This window comes from Polaribacter porphyrae (genome assembly GCF_002954685.1).
GTDB lineage: Bacteria > Bacteroidota > Bacteroidia > Flavobacteriales > Flavobacteriaceae > Polaribacter > Polaribacter porphyrae.
Genome location: NZ_MSCN01000001.1, coordinates 2,214,117 through 2,236,974 on the forward strand (window position 1 = coordinate 2,214,117; position 22,858 = coordinate 2,236,974).

Sequence of the window (22,858 nt, forward strand, 5' to 3'; positions counted from 1 at the left end):
ATGAAAAAAATAATTTTAATAACCATATTAAGTGTGTTTTCACTTGGTTTTGCTTCAACCAATCACATTAATGATTATAACTCAAAAATAGAGAAAATAAACATTGTTAATAAATACAATAAGGTTGATGAAAAAAAAGATTGTACTGTGAGACTCAATTTCACATTAGAAGATGGTACTAAAATTGAGGGAGAAATAACTTTTTTAGATGTTACTTGGTGGCAATGTACAAAAATGCAGTTAGCTGCTTGGTGGGAAAGAAATTTTTAAATATGTATAACTATACTAAGTACAACAAATTTGTTGTACTTAGTTAAATTTAATGAATATGAAAAATATTTTATTCACAACGATTTTTACCTTACTATATTTTTCAGGTAAGGCTAAATTTAGTGAAAACATAAACTACGGTAAAATATCCTTTGAACGTGTTCTCAATTTTGATGGCAATTTAGAGACAACAGAATTTGATTTATTTTTTAGTCCTAATTTTTCTGTTTTTTCAGAAAAGACTGCTCAACAAAAAAAATCTTCTACATTGAAGCCAAGTACAGATGATGAATTTGATTTGTCTTTTGATGTGAAATTTAATGGGAGCAAATATGTTGTTTTAACAGATTTTAAGAGAGATAGTATTTATAGTCAGGTATCTTTATTTAAGAATGGAAAACAAACAACTTATATTGTTTGTGAAAAAGCAAAAAAAATAAAATGGGAAATTACACAAGAATTTAAAATGATAAGCGGCTTTAAAGCACAAAAGGCTACTTGTTTATTTAGAGGGAGAAACTATTCTGCATGGTTCACAAAAAAAATACCGATTAAATATGGTCCTTGGAAGTTGAATGGTCTACCTGGATTAATACTAAATGTTTCAGATGATAAAAATGAAGTTGCATTTAATGTAACAAAAATAGAAATACCAAACATTAAAAATACGAAATCAAATAATTATTTTGAGTTCAATAAAACTTTTAAGAAAATATCTCTCAAAGAATATATTAAACTAAAAAAAGGGCAGGTTGAAGAAGTAATGAAATTATTTGGAGCTAAACTTCCACGTGGATCAAATATGAAAATATCAACTGTAAAATCAAAGGCAATTGAACTTGAGTATGAAAATACAGTTGAAAATTAGCTTTTTCTTATTATTAATATTATTTAATTTAAAAATTTTAGGGCAAAGCGTAATTAATGGTACTGTAAAAAGTACTAAAAATCAAAAACTAAATAATGTAAATATACTATTGTCTAATTTGACAAAAACAAGAGTTGTTGCTTACAATTTTTCAGATGATAAAGGAAACTACATTTTAGAAACAAATAAAACAGGAAACTTTATTTTATCTTTTTCTGCTTTAGGTTACAAAAAAGTAGAAACACCAATAACCATAACAAAAGAAATTAAAATAATTACCAAAAATGTAACTTTAGAAGAAGAGACTTTTGAACTTACTGAGGTAATTATAGAAGCAGAAAAAACCATAAAAATTAAAAAAGACACTATAGAAGTCAAAGTAAATAAGTTTTTAAAACCCAATGATGCTACTGTAGAAGATTTACTAAAAAAAATACCAGGAGTTACTGTAGATATTGAAGGTACTATAAAAGTTGGCAACCAAGAAATAGAAAAACTAATGGTAGATGGTGACGATTTTTTTGAACGAGGTTATAAAATTCTTTCTAAAAACATGCCTCCAGATCAACTAGAGAAAATACAGATACTGCAAAAGTATTCTAATAACCGTTTATTAAAAGACATAGAAGAAAGTGATAAAGTAGCTTTAAATTTAGTATTAAAAGAGGATGCAAAAAGACAATGGTTTGGTAATTTTTCTGTCAATTATGGTATAATCTCAGAAAACAGGTATGAGCTTAAAACCTATGCTATGAATTTTGGTAAAAAAAATAAATACATTCTCTTATCAAACTTTAATAATTTAGGATATGATGCTACTGGAGATATTAATCACCTAATTCGACCATTTCGTTTTGGAGAACCTGCTAGTATTGGTGACAATCAACAAGTAAATAGTATGTTAAATTTACGTTTTGGGCAAGGTAATTTTAAAAAAAGTAGAACCAATTTTAACAATACAGAGTTGGTTTCTTTAAATGCAATTTTTAACCCTACTAAAAAGCTAAAAATAAAAACACTCGGTTTTTTTAATTGGGACGAAAATGATTTTTTTAAAAACAGTACCCAAAATTTTACTGCCAAAAATACCAATTTTACCAACTCAGAAGATTATACTATTAGAAATACAAAACGAATCGCTTTCGGAAAGCTAGATGTTACTTGTAATTTTTCGTCAACTCAAATGTTAGAAGCTACAACTAAGTACAATAATGGTGATTTTTTTGATAGTACTAATTTGTTATTTAATGGAAACTCAACTATTGAAAGTTTGAAACATCAAAACACGCTTTTTGACCAGAAAATTAACTACACCAATAAGTTTACAAACAAGAAAGTATTTTTACTTACAGGAAGATTTATTGATGAAAAAGCACCACAAAGCTATCGCATCAATCAGTTTTTTTATGCTGATTTATTTCCAAATCTAACCAATGTTGATAATGTACAACAACAAAGTGAAGACCAATTACTTTTTGTAGGCGTAAACGCCCATTTGTTTGATAGAAAAGAGAATGATAATTTGTTTGAACTGCAAATTGGCAATGAGTTTAGGCGAGATAAATTGATTTCAGAATTTTCCTTATTAGATGATGAATCTGTTTTGGATAATCCCGTTGATTATCAAAATAACACAACTTACAGTGTTAACGATTTGTACATAAAAACCAAGTATTTATTAGCTTTAAACAAGTTTAAATTAGTAGGAAATTTAGAGGTTCATCAATTATTTAATCATCTAAAAACTAATGAAATTGCTGAAAATCAGAATCCATTATTCTTTAATCCAAGTTTAGGTTTTGACTGGAAAATTAACTACATTAATAAATTAACAGCTTCGTATTCTCACAATACTTCAAATGCTGGTATTTTAGATGTTTATCAGAATTTTACATTAACAGGTTTTAGAAATTTTTCAAAAGGTACAGGCACATTTAATCAATTAGATGCTTCAAGTTTTACAGTAAATTATCAATTAGGTAACTGGAGCGACCGTTTTTTTGCAAATACATTTTTCATCTATAATAAAAATCATGATTTCTTTTCTACAAATTCAATAATAAACCAAAATTATTCCCAATCAGAAAAAATATTGATTAAAGACAGAGAATTTGTAAGTGTAAATACAAATATTGATAATTATTTTAAGTTTATATCATCTAACTTAAAACTCAATTTAGGGTATTCTAAAAGTCAATTCAAAAATATTATAAACAGTTCTAATTTAAGAAACATTACTTCTTTAAATTATAACTATGGTTTCGAATTACGTTCTGGTTTTAGTGGGGTTTTTAATTATCATTTTGGAACAAAATGGATTACTTCAGAAATTAAAACAACGTTTAATAATTCATTTACAGATAATAATAGTTTTTTAGATTTATCTTTTATTTTCAATGATAACTTTGATATAGAACTAAAATCTGAACGTTATTATTTTGGAAACTTGCAGAATGATAATACTTACTATTTTGTTGATTTAGACATAAGATACAAGCTGTTTAAAAATAAAATGACTTTGGGTATTGTAGGTAAAAACTTAACCAATACAGAAAAATTTAGAAATTTTTCTATTAGTGATATTGGTAGCTCTAATGTTGAATATCGCTTATTACCCAGATTCGTTTTGCTTAAATTAGATTATAGGTTTTAACTGATTACAAAAATCAGTTACTTTTGCTCCATGCCAAAAGCAAAATACTCTCAATTCATAAAACAAGAAGCAAAACGTTTAGGGTTTTTAGATTGTGGTATTGCTAAAGCCGATTTTTTAGAAGATGAAGCTCCAAAACTAGAAAAATGGCTTAAAAATGGTTTTCAAGGTAAAATGCAATATTTAGAAAATCACTTTGACAAACGTTTAGACCCTCGTTTATTAGTTGATGATGCCAAATCTGTAATTTCGCTTTCTTACAACTATTACCCTGAAAAAGAGCAAAATAAAAATTCTTATCATATTTCTAAATATGCTTATGGAGAAGATTATCATCATGTAATCAAACAAAAATTAAGAGAATTATTACAGGCTATTAATGATAAAATTGGTGAGATTTCTGGACGTTGTTTTGTTGATTCTGCACCAGTTTTAGAACGTGCTTGGGCAGAAAAAGCTGGTTTGGGCTGGAATGGAAAACACTCCTTACTCATTCAAAAACAAAAAGGTTCTTTCTTTTTTTTAGCAGAATTAATTATCGATTTAGAATTAGAATATGACCACCAAACAACTACAAATCATTGTGGTACTTGCACCAAATGTATAGATGCTTGCCCAACAGAAGCCATTTTACCAAATAACACAGTTGATGGTAGTAAATGTATTTCTTATCTAACGATAGAATTAAAAGAGAATATTCCTAATCAATTTAAAGACAAAATGGAAAACTGGATCTTTGGTTGCGACATTTGTCAAGATGTTTGTCCTTGGAATCGGTTTTCAAAACCACACAATGAACCTTTATTTGCCCCAAAAGAAGAACTCTTAAAAATGAATAAAAAAGATTGGGAAGAAATTACAGAAGATATTTTTAAAAAAGTCTTTAAAAAATCTGCTGTAAAGAGAACAAAATTTGCAGGTTTGCAAAGAAATATTCGATTTTTAAAAGATTAAAAATCTCATTGCTCTTTCATTGAAAACCATATATTTGTAAGCTTAAATTAGCAAATAACTATTTATGAGCGATTCTAGAAAAAGACATGAAGCTTTATTATATCATGCAAAACCAAAACCAGGAAAAATAGAAGTTGTACCTACAAAAAAATATGCTACCCAACACGATTTAACATTAGCTTATTCACCTGGAGTTGCAGAACCTTGTTTAGAAATTGCAAAAGATAAAAATAATGTTTACAAATACACTTCTAAAGGTAATTTAGTAGCCGTAATTTCTAATGGAACCGCTGTTTTAGGTCTAGGTGATATTGGTCCTGATGCCTCAAAACCAGTAATGGAAGGTAAAGGGTTACTCTTTAAAATATTTGCTGATATTGATGTTTTTGATATTGAGGTTGATGCAACAGATGTTGATAAATTTATTGAAACCGTAAAAGCAATTGCTCCTACTTTTGGAGGAATTAACCTTGAAGATATAAAGGCTCCAGAAGCTTTTGAAATTGAAAGAAGACTAAAAGAGGAATTGAATATTCCTGTAATGCACGATGATCAACATGGAACTGCAATCATTTCTGCAGCAGCTCTAAAAAACGCTATTGAAATCACCGAAAAAGATATTACTAAACTAAATTTTGTAGTAAATGGTGCTGGTGCTGCAGCCATTTCTTGCACACGTTTATATTTAGAATTAGGAGCAAAAAGAGAAAATATTGTAATGTGTGATAGCAAAGGTGTTATCAGAAAAGATAGAGATAATTTAACATCACAAAAAGCAGAATTTGCAACTTCTAAAGATTTACATACTCTAGATGAAGCTATGCAGAATGCAGATGTTTTTATTGGATTATCTATGGGTAATGTTGTAACACCAGAAATGCTGTTATCTATGGCAAAAAATCCTATTGTGTTTGCAATGGCTAATCCTGTACCAGAAATAGATTACGATTTAGCAATAGCTACAAGAAGTGATATTATTATGGCTACTGGTAGGTCTGATCATCCAAACCAAGTGAATAATGTACTTGGCTTCCCTTTTATATTTAGAGGAGCTTTAGATGTAAGAGCTACTAAAATTAATGAAGCCATGAAATTGGCTGCTGTACATGCATTAGCAGATTTAGCTAAAAAATCTGTACCTGAACAAGTAAATATTGTGTATGATGAAGTTAGTCTCACTTTTGGTAAAGAATACATCATTCCAAAACCTTTTGACCCAAGGTTAATATACGAAATTCCACCAGCAATTGCGAAAGCAGCTATTGATTCTGGTGTTGCTTTAGAACCAATTGAAGATTGGGAAAGATATAGAGAAGAATTGATGGAACGTTCTGGTTCTGGAAGTAAGGAAATCAGATTATTACATAACAGAGCAAAAAGCAATAAAAAACGTATTGTATTTGCAGAAGCAGATCATCTAGATGTATTAAAAGCTGCACAAAGAGTTCACGAAGAACGTTTAGGAAATCCTATTTTATTAGGAAGAAAAGATTTGATTTTAGCTTTAAAAGCAGAAATTGGTTTTACAGGTGATGTACCAATTTTTGATCCAAAAACTGATGAAGAAAAAGAAAGAAGAGAACGTTTTGGAGAAGCTTATTGGAAAAACAGACAACGTAAAGGAAGAACTTTATCTGAAGCAAAAAAATTAATGCGAGAACGTAATTATTTTGCTGCAATGATGGTAAATGAAAATGAAGCTGATGCATTAATTACTGGTTATTCTAGACCTTATCCAACAGTAGTAAAGCCAATGTTAGAGTTGATTGAAAAAGACAAAGGTATTTCTAGAATTGCGGCTTGTAACTTAATGTTGACAAAACAAGGCCCTATTTTTTTAGCAGATACAACTATCAACATTAACCCATCTGCAAAAGATTTAGTAAAGATTACGCAAATGACTTCTAATTTGGCAAAAATGTTTGGTATGAAACCAAATGTAGCTATGCTGTCTTTCTCAAATTTTGGTTCTTCGAATACTGAAACATCAAGAAAAATTAGAGAAGCTGTTTCTTATATTCACAGACATTTCCCTAATGCTACAGTTGATGGAGAAATTCAAGCAGATTTTGCATTAAATCCAGAAATGTTGGCAAAAGAATTTCCTTTTTCTAAACTAAATGGAAAAAAGGTGAATGTTTTAATTTTCCCCAATTTAGAATCAGCTAACATTACTTATAAGTTATTAAAACAAGTTGAAAGTGCTGAATCAATTGGTCCTGTAATTTTAGGATTAAGCAAGCCTGTACATGTTTTACAACTAGGTGCAAGTGTAGACGAAATGGTAAATATGGCTGCTTTAGCTGCTGTTGATGCACAACAACGAGAAAAGAATAAATAAATTATTACATTAGCCAAAAGAAAAAGGATTTATGATAACACAAGTTAGGGGAAGACTCGTTGAAAAAAATCCAACAGAAGTTGTAGTAGATTGCAATGGTGTTGGGTATTTATTACATATTTCTTTAAATACATTCACAAATTTACCTAATGATGAAAATGTAGTTTTATACACACATTTATCAATTAGAGAAGATGCTCACACCCTTTTTGGTTTTATTAATAAGACAGAACGTGAAGTTTTTAAACTATTAATTTCTGTCTCTGGTGTTGGGCCAAGTATTGCAAGAACAATGTGTTCTTCAATGACATCAGAAGAAATACAGCAAGCTATTGCATCAGAAAATGTAGCATTAATTCAATCAGTAAAAGGTATTGGGGCAAAAACTGCACAAAGGGTTATTGTAGATTTAAAAGATAAAATTTTAAAAACCTTCGATATTGATGAAGTTTCTACAACTACAAGCAATACGAATAAAGATGAAGCGTTATCTGCTTTAGAAGTTTTAGGTTTTCATAAGAAACAATCTGATAAAGTAGTGAATAATGTTTTAAAAGAACACCCAGATGCTACTGTAGAAAAAATCATAAAACTAGCTTTAAAAAATTTATAATCAATTGACTAAAGTACTAAAAAACATATTTTTATTAGCTTCTTTTACTTTTGCTATAACTTTATCTACAAAAGGTCAAACAAAGCAAATTAAAGATACCACTAAAGTAAAAAAAGATACTGTACAGCTAAAATATGATTTTAAACACACTCAAAAAGGAGGACTTTTTTTAGATGATTTGGCTAAAAAAGAAATCATTTTCGATAAAGCTTTGAACAAATATGTAATCATCGAGAAAATTGGTGATTATTACACAAAAACGCCTATATTTTTAACAAGAAAAGAATATGAAAGATATCGTTTAAAAAGAGATATGTTGCAGTATTTTAAACAAAAAGTAAGTGCTGCTAATGGCAAGAGAAAAGGCTCGAAAGATGCTCAAAAAGACCTACTACCAACTTATTATGTAAATTCTAAATTTTTTGAAGATATTTTTGGTGGCAATACAGTAAAAGTTACTCCTACAGGTAATCTAAACTTAAAGCTTGGTTTTATTTATCAAAATACAGAAAACCCACAGATATCTGAAGAAAATAGAAGTAGTTTTGTTTTTGATTTCGATCAGCAAATTAATGCGAGTTTACGAGCAAAAGTTGGCGAACGTCTAGAGTTTACTGCAAATTATGATACACAATCTACATTTGATTTTCAAAATTTAGTAAAAATTGATTATACACCAACAGAAGATGATATTCTACAAGGTATAGAAGCTGGTAATGTTACAATGCCGATTAAAAACTCATTAATTAATGGGGCTCAAAGTCTTTTCGGTGTTAAAACAAAATTACAATTTGGTAGAACCACTGTTACAGCAGTTTTTTCTCAACAAAATTCTGAAAGTAATACAGTAGTTGCAGAAGCAGGTGCATCAATTCAACCTTTTGAGTTAAGAACTACAGATTATGATACAGATCGTCACTTTTTCTTATCACAGTTTTTTATTGACAATTATGCAAATGCGTTAAAGCAATATCCTTTAATTAATAGCCAAGTAAATATTACAAGAATAGAGGTTTGGATAACTAATAGAAACGCTTCTACAGAAGATTTTAGAAGTATAGTGGCTTTTGCAGATATAGGCGAACTGAATAATCCTGGATCAACATATCAAAATTTAGTAGACGACAATGGTACAGTATTACCTGTAAGCCCAGTTACTATTACTGCTAATGGCAACATTTATAATTTACCTCAAAACAATGCCAACAATATTTATGAGCCTGCTGTTTTAAACGGCATAAGAGATATTGCTGATGTAGATAATACCTTGCAAACTCGTTTTACCATGCAACAAGGTACAGATTATTCTATACTAGAAAATGCAAGAAGATTAGGTACTAATGAATATACTTTAAATCCGCAATTAGGTTATATTTCTTTAAATAGAAGACTAAACGATGGTGAGGTTTTAGCTGTTGCTTACGAATATACTGTTGCAGGTTCCGTAAATGGTAGCACAGAAAAATCATTTAAAGTTGGTGAGTTTTCTAATGACGGTGTTCAAGCTCCAGAAAATTTAGCTGTAAAACTATTACGTAGTGAAATTTTACAAACCAAAAGAGATGATGGTGCTGGAGGAGAAGAATCTTTCCCTACTTGGAGATTAATGATGAAAAATATTTATGCTTTAGGGGCATTTCCTTTATCACAAGACGGTTTTAGATTCGAATTACAATATAGAGATGATGATACAGGAATACCTTCTAACGTATTACAAAACGCTCAAACAGCTGGTATACCAAACAAACCTTTAATTCAAGTATTAAAACTAGATCAATTAGACCAAAGTCAATTTAGAAATCCAGATGGTTTCTTCGATTATGTTGAAGGAATTACAGTAAATTCTCAAAACGGTTATGTTATTTTTCCAGATCCTGAACCTTTTGGTACTGGTTTAGAAGATGATTTAACAGCTACTGCTGATGAGGAGTTTCTATTCAAAGAATTGTATTTAGATACTAAAATTAACATCAAAAATAACTTTCAGAATAAAGATAAATATTTCTTAACAGGGTATTTTAAATCTGATGATGCAGGAGGAATTCCAATAGGTGCTTTTAATGTACCAAGAGGTTCTGTAACTGTTACTGCTGGTGGTAGACCTTTAGTGGAAGGTGTAGATTATGTGGTTGATTATCAATTAGGACGTGTTCAAATTATTGACCCAGGCTTAAAAGCATCTGGCACACCAATTAATGTATCTACAGAAAATAATGCAGTTTTTAATCAACAAAGAAAAACCTTTATGGGTATAGATGTTGAACATAAATTTTCTGATGATTTTATTTTAGGAGCAACTGTATTAAACGTTTTAGAAAGACCATTAACACCTAAAGTTAATTTTGGTTCAGACCCAATAAATAATACTATGTTTGGAATAAATGTAGATTATTCAACAGAAGTACCTTACTTTACAAAACTAGCAAATAAATTACCTTTTGTAGATACAGATGCCCCTTCTAATTTATCAGTTAGAGCAGATATGGCATATTTGTTACCTGGTACACCAAGTGGAATTGATGTAGCTGGTGCTGCTACATCTTATATTGATGATTTTGAAGCTTCGCAAATACCTATCAGCTTACTATCTCCTTTAGATTGGTATGAAGCAAGTACACCAAATAATGACCAAAATCAACGCTTTTTTGGTAATGCAAGCGATTTATCTTATAATGATAAAAGAGCAAAATTAGCTTGGTATAGTATTGATCAAATATTTTATGGTTTTGGTGATACACCACCAAGTATAGATGCAGATGAATTATCTAGAGCAGAAACAAGACAAATTAACTTTAATGAGTTGTTTCCTAATCAGCAATTTGACATCACTCAAAATACTCAAATTAGAACATTAGATTTAGCTTATTTTCCACAAGAAAGAGGATCTTATAACTTTAATCCAGCAGCAGATACTTCTGATGGAAAGGGTATTTTACCTGCCCCTGAAACAAACTGGGGTGGAATAATGAGACCTTTAAATACCAATAACTTTGACCAAGCCAATGTTGAGTACATTCAGTTTTGGGTAATGGATCCTTATGATAATTATTCGATTACAAATGAAGAAGGTTTGCCTCAAGGTGTTAATCCTAATGACCTTTCTAATCAAATTGGTGATTTATATATAAACCTTGGTAACATTTCTGAAGATATTGTAAAAGATAATCGAAAAATGTTTGAAAATGGATTGCCTGAAGATGGTGCTAAAGTTAATACAGTAAATGTTAATAGAACAGTTTGGGGAGATGTACCAAGAAATCCTTCTATTATCTATGCCTTTAGTGAAGATGATGCTGCAAGAGTAAACCAAGATTTAGGTTTTGATGGTTTAACTAATGTAGAAGAGCAAGGTTTAGCCAATATTGATGCTAAATTCACTACATTAATTGACCCTGCAGCAGACGATTATCAGTTTTTTAGAGGAAGTAATTTAGACGCTATTAATGCATCAATTTTAAGAAGGTATAAAGACTTTAATAATACACAAGGTAACTCACCTACTTTAAATCAATCTACAGAACCTTACCCAACATCATCTACAACGTATCCAGATGTAGAAGACATCAACAGAGATCAAACTATGAATACTGTTGAGAGCTATTATGAGTACAGAATTTCTATGAATAAGAATGATTTAGCTACTGGTAGAAATTTTATTGTTGACGAAAAAACTACTTCTGTAACTCTAGAGAATGGAAATACACAGCAAACTAAATGGTATCAATTTAGAGTACCAATTAGAGCAGGAACTGCCGTAAACGGAATTTCGAATTTTAATAGTATTCGTTTTGTAAGAATGTATTTGACGAATTTTAAAATTCCAGTTGTAATCCGTTTTGGAGAATTAGATTTAGTACGTGGAGATTGGAGGCGTTATACACAAACTATTGATCCTGCAATCGATCCTAGTAGAGATTTAACTCAACAAGAACTAGAAGATTTTGAAGTTGGTGTAGTAAGTATTGAGCAAAATGATGGTACTTATGTAGAACCTCCAGGTATTCAAAGAGAACGTTTACAGGGTAGTACTACTGTACAATTACAAAATGAACAATCTGTAACTTTAAAAGTAAACAATTTAGAACCTAATAAAACTAGAGCCATATTTAAAAATATAAGTGTTGATTTAAGACGTTTTAAAAACCTTAAAATGTTTATGCACCTGCAAGAAAATTTAGGTGGTGGACCAGTTCAAGATGGAGATTTTGCTGGTGTTATAAGATTAGGTACAGATTTAGATGAGAATTACTATGAACTAGAATTACCTTTAAAAGTAAGCCCAGCAGGAAATGGACAATTTGATGTTTGGCCAGAGGAAAATAATTTAGATGGTTTTTTAGAAGATTTTGGAAAAGTAAAACTAGAAAGAGATGCAATTAATGCACCTATTAATCAACCTTATACATCTACTCAACAAAACCCGAATGCTAATTATACAATTCGTGTAAAAGGGAATCCTACTTTAGCACAGTTAAGAACAATTGTTTTAGGGTTAAAAAATATTAGTACTGCAAATAAATCTGGTGAAGTATGGTTTAACGAATTACGCTCTTCTGGTTTTGATAATGATGCAGGTTGGGCTGCAGTTGTTAATGCAGATGCTAATTTTGCTGATGTTGCCAACGTTTCTTTATCTGGTAGCATTCAAACCATTGGTTTTGGTAATGTAGAAGATAGAGTAAACCAAAGAACATTAGATGAAACCAAACAATATGATGTTTCTACATCAGTAAATTTAGGCAAAGTACTTACACCACAAAAATGGGGAATTCAGATACCAATGAGTTATAGTATTGGCGAAAAATTTATAGACCCGAAATTTGACCCACAATATCAAGATGTAAAATTAGAAGATGCTATTGATCAAAACCCCAACAGTGAGTTTTCTAGAGATTATACCAAAAGAACAAGTATTAGTTTTATTAATGTAAAAAAGAATAGAAACCCAAATACTACTAAAAAACCGCGTTTTTATGATGTTGAGAATTTAGCAGTCTCATATTCTCATAATAGAGAATTTCATAGAGATTATAATATTCAAAGATATATCAACGAAAATGTGATGGCTTCTGCTGCCTATAACTTTAATTTTAATTCGAAACCTATTGAACCTTTTAAGAAAAATGATTCAATATTTAGAAGCAAGTATTGGAAGTTTTTAAAAGACCTAAACTTTAATCCTATACCTACTACTTTAGCAATAAACTCTAGAGTTAATAGAAGTTATAATGAGCAACAATCTAGAAATTTAATTGCTGGTTTACCAGATCAACCTACATTAAAACAAAGACGATTTTTATTTGATTGGGATTATACTATTGCTTTCGATTTAACAAAATCTATACAGCTTAATTTTAATGCTACTAACAATTATATCTACGATACTTTTAATAGTGGAGAAGATTTACAAGTTTTTGATAACTTTTTTAATATAGGGAGACCAAATCAATATCATCAAAAGCTAAATGCTACCTATCAATTACCTTTTGATAAGTTTCCTTTTTTAAAGTTTATAAAAGGAGATTATGCCTACACAGCTGATTATGATTGGCAAGTATCATCACAAGATGAAACTATTGTAGAGCAAATAGGTAATGTAATTCAGAATGCAAATACGCATAACCTAAATACAACTTTTTCTTTTGATAAAATTTATAAAAGTATTGGTTTTGAAAGATTACTCTTAACTAAAAGTCAAAGAAAACAAGCTAAAGGGCAAAACTTACGTAATATAAGACCTAAAAAAAAGCTACCTATAGGTAAAAAAATACTAAAAGGAGCTTGGGATATTATAACTTCTATAAAACAAGGAAAAATAAGTTATTCAGAAAATAATGGGCAATATTTACAAGGTTATGATGGAGGTGTTGGCTTTTTAGGAGGACCACCAACTGGTTTTGCCTTTGGTAGCCAAGTAGATATTAGAAATAAAGCCTTGTTGAATGGTTGGTTAATAAATCCAAGAGCAACTGTAGATGACCCTTTAACAACTGATGTAGATGAAAGTGCTTTTTATAATAAAACCTACAATAGAACCCACTATAATAAATTAGACTATAGTTTTACAGTTAAACCTTTTAAAGATTTTAATATTGATATTATTGGTAATAAAATAAAAACCAGAGATTTAGCTCAACAATTGGATATTATTGAAGATCCTAATAATCCAAATGGGCAAATAGATTTTGGTATTGAAGCATTTGAAACTGGTAATTTTAGTACTAGTTATTCAATGTTGTCTACTGCGTTTAAAAATGGAGATGCTTTATTTCAAACTATGAAAGATTACAGACAAATTGTTTCTCAAAGACTTTTTACTGAATCTACAGCACCAACTAATGGTTTTGGTGAAAACAGTCAACAAGTATTATTACCAGCATTTTTAGCAGCTTATTCTGGTAAAGACCCTAATAAAGTAAATACGGGTTTATTTAGAAATATACCAATCCCTAATTGGACAATACGTTACAATGGTTTAATGAAATTTAAATGGTTTAAGAAAAACTTTTCTGCTTTTGTTCTTTCACATGGTTACAGATCATCATATACCATTTCTAGTTTTACCAATAATTTGCAATATGATGCTAATAATCCTTTTGACATCAATCAAAATTCTCAAAGTTTTGAACCTGAACTTTTATTAGCTAGCGCAACTTTAGTTGATGAATTTTCTCCATTAATAAAAGTGGATATGAAAATGAAAAACTCATTTTCCTTTAGGGGTGAAATAAAAAGAGATAGAACGTTAACCATGAACTTTAACAACAGTACATTAACAGATATTGCTGGTACAGAATATATTTTTGGTTTAGGCTATGTATTTAAAAACGTAAAAATGAATACACGTTTTACAGGTAAGAAAACAACATTAAAAGGAGATATAAACTTAAGAGCTGATATTTCTTTAAGAGATAATATTACTCAAATTCGATATATAGAGGATGATAATAATCAAATTAGTGGTGGAGAACGATTATTTTCTATTAGATTTACAGCAGATTATAGACTAAGCAGTAATTTAACAGCCTCTTTTTATTATAATCATCAAACATCAAGATATGCAATATCAACAACCTTTCCAAGACAGGCTATTAATGGTGGTTTGAATATTGTATATAATTTAGGAGGAAATTAGTATCAGAATAATAAAAATCAAATTAACAATGAATTTTCCAGAAGAATTAAAATACACTAAAGATCACGAATGGATTAAAATTGATGGTAATACTGCTACTGTTGGTATTACAGACTTTGCTCAAGGAGAACTGGGTGATATTGTCTATGTAGATGTTGATACTCTAGACGATACAGTAGAAGAAGGTGAAGTTTTCGGCTCTGTAGAAGCTGTAAAAACAGTATCAGATTTATTTATGCCTTTAACTGGTGAGGTAATTGAATTTAATGAAGAGTTAGAAGATGAACCAGAATTGGTAAACACAGATCCTTATGGTAAAGGTTGGATGATTAAAATTGATATTTCAGATGCTAACCAAATAGAAAACTTATTAGATGCTGAAGCATATCAAAGTATTGTTGAAGGATAATTTTATCTTTATAGCAATTATTCTTACAATAGTTATTCTTTGTTTAAGCTTAATAAAAACACCAAGTACTGTAAAAATAGATGTAAAAAATGTAGATAAAGTTTTTCATGCTTTAGCTTATTTTACACTTACTATTTCTTGGTTATTTTCTTTTTATAAAAAGCCTAATAAAAAATATGCAATTGTAATTAGTTGTATAATTTTTGGCATAATTATTGAAGCTTTACAAAATATCTTAACGAATTATAGAACAGCAGATTATCTTGATATTTTTGCAAATTCATTAGGCGCATTATTTGCTTTAGTATTTTTTAATATTTTTCAAAAAAATAGAATTAATTAATGCAAATTTGTATTTAACACAATAATTTAATTAAATTAGCAACCAATTAAAACTCTTTACCATGGAAGTTAAGAAAAATCCGAAATCAAATTTAGAAAACTTTAGCAAAAATTTTATGCTAATTGGTCTTGTACTAGCTTTGTTTATCACTTATGCTGCTATCGAACAAAAGACTTATGACAAAACATATAATGAACTTGGTTTAGCTAATATGAATCAAGATTTGGAAGAAGATATTCCGATTACTGAAAGAGTTGAACCTGTGAAACCTAAAACTCCACCACCACCAACTCCAGAAAAAATTGAAGTTGTTGAGGATGAAAAAGAAATTGAGGAAACAGTTATAGAATCTACTGAAACTGATGAAACAGAAGCTGTAGAAGTTGAAGAAATAGAAGAAGTAGAAGAGGTAGAAGAGGTTATAGAAGACGTTAGTTTCATGATTATTGAAGATGTTCCTGTTTTTCCAGGTTGCAAAGGAACTAAAGCACAATTAAAAAAGTGTTTTAGTCAAAAAGTGCAAAAACACTTTTCTAGAAAATTTGATGCTGAATTACCTAACGAGTTAGGTTTATCTCCTGGTAAAAAAAGAGTTTACATTGGTTTTAAAATTGACAGAAATGGTAACATAGTAAATGTTCAAGCAAGAGCTCCACACCCAAAAATTAAAAGTGAGGTTGTTAAAGTAATGAAGCAGTTACCAAAAATGAAACCAGGAAGACAAAGAGGAAAACCAGTTGGTGTTAAATACAGTATTCCTTTTACTTTAGTAGTTGAATAAATATATAAAAGTATTATTATCATAAAAACCTAGAAATTAAGTTTCTAGGTTTTTTTATATTAACTATCTACTCATGTTTTCTTTTTTAGTTGGTAAAATATATTATACACTATTATTAAAACCGATAAACATTCTTTTAGAATATTATTAGTTTATCTTTTAAAAAAGAAAAAATCCATTAGATAAGTATTATCCAATGGATTAAATATTAAATTTGAATTAAATTTTATTTATTTATCTTCGTTTATTGCAACTTTAGATTCTGGTTTCCAAACATTAACGGAAGCAATCGCATTGTCTTCGTAGTTAATCTCTTTTAAAGAAGCTTTACTCCAAACAAACCATTTTCCTACCTTTTTACCAGCATTATAATATGCTAGTTGAATTTTATTTCCAACTTTATCAAAACGAACCCACTCTCCAGTTAGTTTTTTATCCTTAAAAAAACCTTGAGTTTTAATTTTACCATCTTCATAATAATAAGTTGCTTTTACTAAATTACCTTCAGCCTTAAAAGTTGGTTGTTGTTTTTGAGCAAATCCAATAGTGGCTATACTCAAAGCACAGATTGTTATTATTTTTTTCATGATCGCTTATTATAAGGTTAACTTTATATTTACAAATATAATAATTTTATAACAATAAAAAAACATTTAATTAACATTAAGTTAACATTAGGGATTAATCCTTTTTATTTATTATATTTAACAATTAATAAACCTTTAATTAATAAACAATTATGGCTGTAATGAAAGTTATTGAAGTTCTTGCTAATTCTGAAAAAAGTTGGGAAGATGCAACAAAAAAAGCAGTAAAACAGGCTGCAAAATCTGTAAACAATATCAAATCTGTTTTTGTACAATCGCAAAGTGCTGTTGTAAACGGAAATGATGTAACAGAATTTAGAGTAAACTTAAAAATCACTTTTGAGGTAAACTAAAAACAATAATTACAAACTACTACAAGCGGTTTAATGCAATTAATATTTAAATCGCTTTTTATTATACTTATGGAACTGTATCACTATTTACTAATTTTTATTGTTGTAATTATCCATATATATATTGTTTATTTAGAAATGATATTATGGAATACAAAAAAAGGAATAAAAGCTTTTGGCTTAAAGGATAAAAAATTTGCTGATGAAACAAAAGTCCTTGCAGCTAATCAGGGGCTTTATAATGGATTTTTGGCGGCTGGTCTTATTTGGTCTATGGTTCTTAAAGACACAAATATTGCAATATTTTTTTTAATTTGTGTATGTGTTGCAGGAATTTATGGAGCTTATTCAACCAAAAAAATCAGAATTCTTTATATTCAAACTATCCCAGCATCAATTGCAATATTATCAATATTTTTATAAAATTTAACTTTAAATTTAACCTAGTTAAAGTTACTTTTGTGTAAATTAGATTAATTATGAAAGAATACATTGAAACATCAAAAGATTTATTATTTACTTACATACCAAAAATAGTTACTGCTTTATTAATATTAATAGTAGGGCTGTTCTTAATCAAGATCATCATAAACTCATCTAAAAAATTGATGAATAAAAGAGGTGTAGATATTACGCTTCAAAAGTTTTTAGGAAATTTAGTAGGCTGGATTTTAAAAATACTATTATTTATTACTGTAATATCTCAGCTTGGTGTAGCTACAACTTCTTTTGCTGCAATCATTGCAGCTGCAGGTTTAGCTGTTGGTTTGGCTCTACAAGGCTCATTAGGTAATTTTGCAGGTGGTGTGTTAATAATGATTTTCAAACCATTTAAAATAGGTGATTTAGTTGAAGCTCAAGGTGAAATTGGAGTAGTAAAAGAAATAGAAATTTTTACCACTAAATTTACAGGCTTATCTAACAAAGAAATCATTATACCAAATGGTGTTTTATCTAATGGTAATATTATCAATTATTCAACTGAAGGTACTAGAAGAGTTGATTTGGTAATTGGTGTTTCTTATGATGCTGACATAAAAAAAACCAAAGAAGTACTTATGAATATTTTAAAAGATCATGCTAAAGTTTTAAAAAATCCAGAACCTGCAGTTACAGTTTTAGAATTAGCTGATAGTTCTGTTAACTTTGCTGTAAGACCTTGGTGTAAAACAGAACACTATTGGGACGTTTATTTTGAAGTTACAGAGAGTGCTAAACTAGAACTTGATAAAGCTGGCATAGAAATTCCTTACCCTCATAGAGTTAATATTAATAAAATTGAATAGATAAAAATATTAAACCATCAGTTTTTCTTCTTTTCAGGGATAACAATAAAATCTTTTAAATAAAAAGGTTCAAAATAAGCGACATTTTCTGTGTCGCTTATTTTGTATTTATCAAAGGATAATTTTGCCATTTCTCTTGCTGAAGGATATTTACTTTCAATAAAAATAGCATTTTTGTGTTTAATTATTTCTTTACATTTTGTAGCTCCATCACCTAAAAAATAAACTCTAGACTTTTCTAAATATTCTAAATAAGTTTCTTCATCCACTATATCAGCTTTAATTTCTCTTACTAATTGATGATTAGCATCGAAAATAGCAGAATATACTTCCATTCTTCTTGCATCTATCATAGGAACTATTATTCCTTGATTAATGGTAATTGAATAAGATAATGATGTTAAAGTATCAATAGAAATTAATGGCTTATCAAAAGCAAAACAAAGCCCTTTTGCTGCTGAAACTCCTATTCTTAAACCTGTGTAAGAACCTGGGCCTTTACTAACTGCAATTGCATCTATATCAGATAGAGAAATATTTGATTTATTGATAATATCATCTATAAAAGGATGTAACATTTCTGCATGAGAATAGTTACCATTATTCAGTTCTTTAATTACTAAAACTTCTCCTTCATTAGCAATACTAACTGAACAATTTTTAGTAGATGTTTCTATATTTAGTATTAAGCTCAAATCAATAATAATTTTTGCAAATATATCTAAAAAGAAAACCTTACTAAATTTTAGTAAGGCATAAAATATATTCTACAGGAATCTTATTCCAAAATTAACTCGCCAGAATAAAATTGTAGTACTTTTGTTTTGAATACATAGTCGTATTTAGAACGAATTAAAGCAGATTGGGCATTAACTAAACGAGTTCTAACCTGATCAAAGTCAAATTGAGTCATTGCTCCAAAATTATAACGTTCTTGTGCGTTCTTAAAAGCTTCTTCTTGTGCTTCTAAAGAAATTTTAGCAGCTTCAAAAGTTTTTAAAGCTGTTTTTACGTCTAAAAAAGCCTGCTCAATTGTTTGTTTTAATCGTAATTTTTCATCTAATAACCTGAATTCTGAAATATCTTTATTAATAATTGATTGAGCAACTCTGTTTTTTGTTTGAAACCTATTAAATATCGGAATATCTATTCTAAAGCCAGCACCGTAACCAAAATTTTCATTTATTTGTGTAAATAAATCTTGATTTAAAGTACTACCAAATCTTACTGTACCATCTTTTAAATCATAAGCATAATCACTTGCTAAAAATAAAGAACCACTTATTGTAGGCATAAAAGACCCTTTAGCAATTTCAATATCAAAGTTGGCATTTTCAATAGCTAATTTTGCTCTTGCTATTTCTGGCATTGTTCCTAAAGATTTATCGTATACAGATGATGAGTTTTTATAAAATAAATTTGCTGATGGGTTACCAACATTTATTCCTGTAACATCGAAACCTTCTGTGGGTACTTGAAGTAATTGAGATAAATTTAAAAGAGCAATATCCAAAGCATTTTCTTGAGTAACTACGTTTTGTTGGTCTGATGCAGCAGTAGATTGAGTGTTTAATAAATCTCCTTTAGGTATAACTCCAGATTTAAAACGTGCTTCAGCTGCGTCAATTTGAGATTTACTTATTTTATATTGAACTTTTGCGGCTAATAAATTTTCTTTGGCAAATAATACATTCAAGTATCCATTTACTACCCGTAAAGAGATATCATTCTCAATAAACTGTAAATCAAGCAAACTACTTTCTACACCTAATTCAGCTTGTTTATATGTATTTGTATTTCTAAATCCATTAAAAATAGTCACATTGGAATTTACACCAACTGAACCACCAAAAAAACTAGTATTTACCCTATTTTGAGAAACTGGATCAAAACCAGATCCAAAATTCAAATTTCCTCTTGTATTAGCATTTAAATTAGGTAAAAAATTACCTTTTGCAATTTCTACATCCTTTTTAGCAAGTTCAACAGATAATTTATTTTGTTGTATAGAAATATTCTTTTTTAAAGCTTCATCTACACATTCTTTAAGCGTCCATTTTTTTTGAGAAAATGTAGCAATAGAGATACAAAAAGCTACAAGTACAGAAAGTTTAGTTTTCAAAACGTATTTGTTTTTTGGTTGGTTTACGGTAATATATCTAAAATGATAGATAAAATATCTAACAATGCTTATAAGACGACTAAAAGTAAAATATGTTACAAGAAAATCCTCTTATTGAAATGTTAATTTTTAAGTTGTTTCTTATATCTATAAATGGCAAAGAACAATATGCCAATTAAAATGTAGGGAAAAACCATTAAGTATGTAATACCATTATTAACACCTTCTGCCATAGAAACATCTCCATTTTCTACAACAGCCTTACACATAGCACATTGACTGTAAGCAGGTTTAATGAATATTATAAACATAAAACAAAAAGTAAATATTATTTTTTTAAACATAATAAGGTGATATCATTATATAAACTACAACCCCTGTTACAGCTACATATAACCAAAGAGGAAACGTTTTTTTAGCAATTTTTTTATGATTAGGAAAATCACCTAATTTAGCTCTCATGTAAGTAGTCAGTACAAAAGGAATCACAACTACTGATAAGATAATGTGCGTAATTAAAATAAAATAGTATACATATCTTATTACTCCTTCTCCACCAAACTTTGTAGAGTCTGATGTCATGTGATAAGCTATATACATTAATAGAAAAGCTAGTGAGCAAAAAATTGCAAACGTATTTAATTGCTCATGCAGTTTACGATTTCCTTTTTTTATTGCAATAACGGCTGCAACCAAAACAAGAGCAGTTAAACCATTTACACTTGCATAAATTGGAGGTAAAAAAGTTAATGGCTCTACATTAAAGCCTAACTTTTTTAAATTTACACCAAATAAAGCAGCTACTGCTAATGGTATTATAATTGATAATGCAGTAATTATTTTTTTATACTTTCTTTCTTGTGCTAGATTACTCATTTAACAACAATTTTATGTCTTCTTTTAATTCATTAATTTGATGATTCAACTCATATTCATCTAAAGCTCTGTATACAAATATTGGATTACCAAGCTCATCTTTTCTAGAACGAATAAAGCCATTTTTATCAACCAACGCAAAATTACCAGAATGATATAACCCACCATGATCTGTGCCTCCAACACCTGCTGGTAATTTAAAGCCTTTGTTTGATAGGGCATAAACAATATCTTCAGATTTACCTGTTAGTAAATGCCAATTTTTGTGTGTAATTCTTTTATTTTTCGCATATTCTTTAAGAACTTTTGGGGTATCTGTATCTGGAGTGATAGAAATTGATGCAATACCAAATTCTGGATTTCCAAAAAACGCATCTTGAAGAGTTCGCATTTTTTTATTCATTTTTGGGCATATTGTAGGGCAAGTTGTAAAGAAAAATTCAACAACATATACTTTACCTTCATAACTTTTATTTGTAATCGTTTTTCCTTCTTGATTGATAAACTCAAAATCTGGGACTTTCGAAAATTTTACCAAATCAGAATCATCAAAACGATTTACCACTTTTGGCACAGTGTAAATTCCAAATAAAAGAATAATAAAAGCAATGCCTATGTACGAAAATTTTTTATTCATAATCCTACTTCTTTTCTATCAGCTTTGTTTTTGTTTCGTTCTTTAAAAGCAGCATAATACTCATAATAAAGCACTTTTAAATCGTCTTTTAATTTATCATTTAACTCTGATATAGAATTTAAATTATAACCATATAATTTACCTTCTTTGGTATCTTCATCATTTGTTCTTCCTCTTAAACTTGCATTCTTATCAATTAAAAAGGCTTTTGTAGACCCTAAATTTTCAAGTGGACTTTTGTAAGAAAAGCTATCATATAAACCTTCTATTTCTTCTTTAGAAGCACTAGTAAAAATCCATTTTTGCATGTCTGTATAAGTACCAATTTCTTTCTTTAAATTTATAACTGCATTATATTTATCTTCAGGATAAAAAGCTACAATCTGGAAATTTTTATAGTCAAAAAACTTTTTATAGATTTTTTCATTCAAATTAAATAACCTAGTTTTACTTGCTTCTATATCATTTCCTAAAAAACAAACTACTGAAACATGCTCTTTAAAAGTAGTGCTACTAGTAGGTTTTATTTCAGAAATATCTAAAACTTGTTGGGTCAAAATTGGTAACTTTGTAAAGTTATTTTTACCTGTAGAAAGTAATAAAAAGCATATTAAAGGAAAAATAAACAGT

20 protein-coding genes are annotated in these 22,858 nt (G+C 29.0%); 13 read left to right on the forward strand and 7 right to left on the reverse strand.

Annotated elements, in window-relative coordinates; genetic code table 11:
* From BTO18_RS09940 to BTO18_RS09985, 10 genes are all read left to right on the forward strand, one after another.
* Window positions 1–270, forward strand: coding sequence for a hypothetical protein (locus tag BTO18_RS09940; protein WP_105016071.1), 270 nt, complete (start codon window positions 1–3; stop codon window positions 268–270).
* A 58-nt stretch (window positions 271–328) separates the two neighbouring features.
* On the forward strand, window positions 329–1,138 hold the full coding sequence (locus tag BTO18_RS09945; protein WP_105016072.1) for a GLPGLI family protein: 810 nt from the start codon (window positions 329–331) through the stop codon (window positions 1,136–1,138).
* On the forward strand, window positions 1,116–3,791 hold the full coding sequence (locus BTO18_RS09950) for a carboxypeptidase-like regulatory domain-containing protein (protein WP_105016073.1): 2,676 nt from the start codon (window positions 1,116–1,118) through the stop codon (window positions 3,789–3,791). Before BTO18_RS09945 ends, BTO18_RS09950 begins: the two co-directional genes overlap by 23 nt.
* A 30-nt stretch (window positions 3,792–3,821) precedes the next feature.
* Window positions 3,822–4,745 (forward strand): tRNA epoxyqueuosine(34) reductase QueG, encoded by a 924-nt coding sequence (gene queG / locus BTO18_RS09955; RefSeq protein ID WP_105016074.1) that lies wholly within the window; start codon window positions 3,822–3,824, stop codon window positions 4,743–4,745.
* Window positions 4,746–4,809: 64 nt separating this feature from the next.
* Complete coding sequence (locus BTO18_RS09960) at window positions 4,810–7,086, forward strand: NADP-dependent malic enzyme (protein WP_105016075.1); 2,277 nt, start codon at window positions 4,810–4,812, stop codon at window positions 7,084–7,086.
* Between the two features lie 31 nt (window positions 7,087–7,117).
* Window positions 7,118–7,699 (forward strand): Holliday junction branch migration protein RuvA, encoded by a 582-nt coding sequence (ruvA, locus tag BTO18_RS09965; RefSeq protein WP_105016076.1) that lies wholly within the window; start codon window positions 7,118–7,120, stop codon window positions 7,697–7,699.
* Between the two features lie 4 nt (window positions 7,700–7,703).
* Complete coding sequence (sov, locus tag BTO18_RS09970) at window positions 7,704–14,834, forward strand: T9SS outer membrane translocon Sov/SprA (protein ID WP_105016077.1); 7,131 nt, start codon at window positions 7,704–7,706, stop codon at window positions 14,832–14,834.
* 28 nt (window positions 14,835–14,862) lie between these two features.
* Window positions 14,863–15,243 (forward strand): glycine cleavage system protein GcvH, encoded by a 381-nt coding sequence (gene gcvH, locus BTO18_RS09975; protein WP_105016078.1) that lies wholly within the window; start codon window positions 14,863–14,865, stop codon window positions 15,241–15,243.
* A complete protein-coding gene (locus tag BTO18_RS09980) occupies window positions 15,209–15,586 on the forward strand; it encodes a VanZ family protein (protein ID WP_211295593.1) in 378 nt (125 codons plus the stop codon). Before gcvH ends, BTO18_RS09980 begins: the two co-directional genes overlap by 35 nt.
* A gap of 61 nt (window positions 15,587–15,647) precedes the next feature.
* Window positions 15,648–16,367, forward strand: coding sequence for an energy transducer TonB (locus BTO18_RS09985; RefSeq protein WP_105016079.1), 720 nt, complete (start codon window positions 15,648–15,650; stop codon window positions 16,365–16,367).
* Between the two features lie 230 nt (window positions 16,368–16,597).
* Here BTO18_RS09985 and BTO18_RS09990 read toward each other — a convergent pair whose 3' ends face one another.
* Window positions 16,598–16,954, reverse strand: coding sequence for a toxin-antitoxin system YwqK family antitoxin (locus BTO18_RS09990; RefSeq protein ID WP_105016080.1), 357 nt, complete (start codon window positions 16,952–16,954; stop codon window positions 16,598–16,600).
* Window positions 16,955–17,106: 152 nt separating this feature from the next.
* Here BTO18_RS09990 and BTO18_RS09995 point away from each other — a divergent pair, with 152 nt between their 5' ends.
* The 3 genes from BTO18_RS09995 (at window position 17,107) to BTO18_RS10005 (ending at window position 18,593) form a co-directional block, all read left to right on the forward strand.
* Window positions 17,107–17,307 (forward strand): dodecin family protein, encoded by a 201-nt coding sequence (locus BTO18_RS09995; RefSeq protein ID WP_105016081.1) that lies wholly within the window; start codon window positions 17,107–17,109, stop codon window positions 17,305–17,307.
* A 69-nt stretch (window positions 17,308–17,376) separates the two neighbouring features.
* Window positions 17,377–17,730, forward strand: coding sequence for a DUF1304 domain-containing protein (locus BTO18_RS10000; RefSeq protein ID WP_211295594.1), 354 nt, complete (start codon window positions 17,377–17,379; stop codon window positions 17,728–17,730).
* 56 nt (window positions 17,731–17,786) lie between these two features.
* Complete coding sequence (locus BTO18_RS10005; RefSeq protein ID WP_105016082.1) at window positions 17,787–18,593, forward strand: mechanosensitive ion channel family protein; 807 nt, start codon at window positions 17,787–17,789, stop codon at window positions 18,591–18,593.
* 17 nt (window positions 18,594–18,610) lie between these two features.
* On the opposite strand, the gene tsaB is transcribed toward BTO18_RS10005, so the two are convergent.
* The 6 genes from tsaB to BTO18_RS10035 form a co-directional block, all read right to left on the reverse strand.
* The gene (tsaB, locus tag BTO18_RS10010) at window positions 18,611–19,288 is read right to left on the reverse strand and encodes a tRNA (adenosine(37)-N6)-threonylcarbamoyltransferase complex dimerization subunit type 1 TsaB (RefSeq protein WP_105016083.1); all 678 of its coding nucleotides are present in this window, start codon (window positions 19,286–19,288) and stop codon (window positions 18,611–18,613) included.
* Window positions 19,289–19,371: 83 nt separating this feature from the next.
* Window positions 19,372–20,715, reverse strand: coding sequence for a TolC family protein (locus tag BTO18_RS10015; protein ID WP_105016084.1), 1,344 nt, complete (start codon window positions 20,713–20,715; stop codon window positions 19,372–19,374).
* A 122-nt stretch (window positions 20,716–20,837) separates the two neighbouring features.
* The gene (locus tag BTO18_RS10020) at window positions 20,838–21,026 is read right to left on the reverse strand and encodes a hypothetical protein (RefSeq protein ID WP_226789093.1); all 189 of its coding nucleotides are present in this window, start codon (window positions 21,024–21,026) and stop codon (window positions 20,838–20,840) included.
* 25 nt (window positions 21,027–21,051) lie between these two features.
* Complete coding sequence (locus tag BTO18_RS10025) at window positions 21,052–21,591, reverse strand: DUF420 domain-containing protein (RefSeq protein ID WP_105016086.1); 540 nt, start codon at window positions 21,589–21,591, stop codon at window positions 21,052–21,054.
* Window positions 21,584–22,228 carry an SCO family protein gene (locus BTO18_RS10030; RefSeq protein ID WP_105016087.1) on the reverse strand — a complete coding sequence of 215 codons (645 nt, stop codon included), beginning with the start codon at window positions 22,226–22,228 and terminating at the stop codon, window positions 21,584–21,586. The genes BTO18_RS10025 and BTO18_RS10030 overlap by 8 nt, the downstream gene beginning before the upstream one ends.
* Entirely contained in the window at window positions 22,225–22,785 is a 561-nt protein-coding gene (locus BTO18_RS10035) for a hypothetical protein (protein WP_226789092.1), read from the reverse strand. The genes BTO18_RS10030 and BTO18_RS10035 overlap by 4 nt, the downstream gene beginning before the upstream one ends.
* Window positions 22,786–22,858 lie beyond the last annotated feature (73 nt).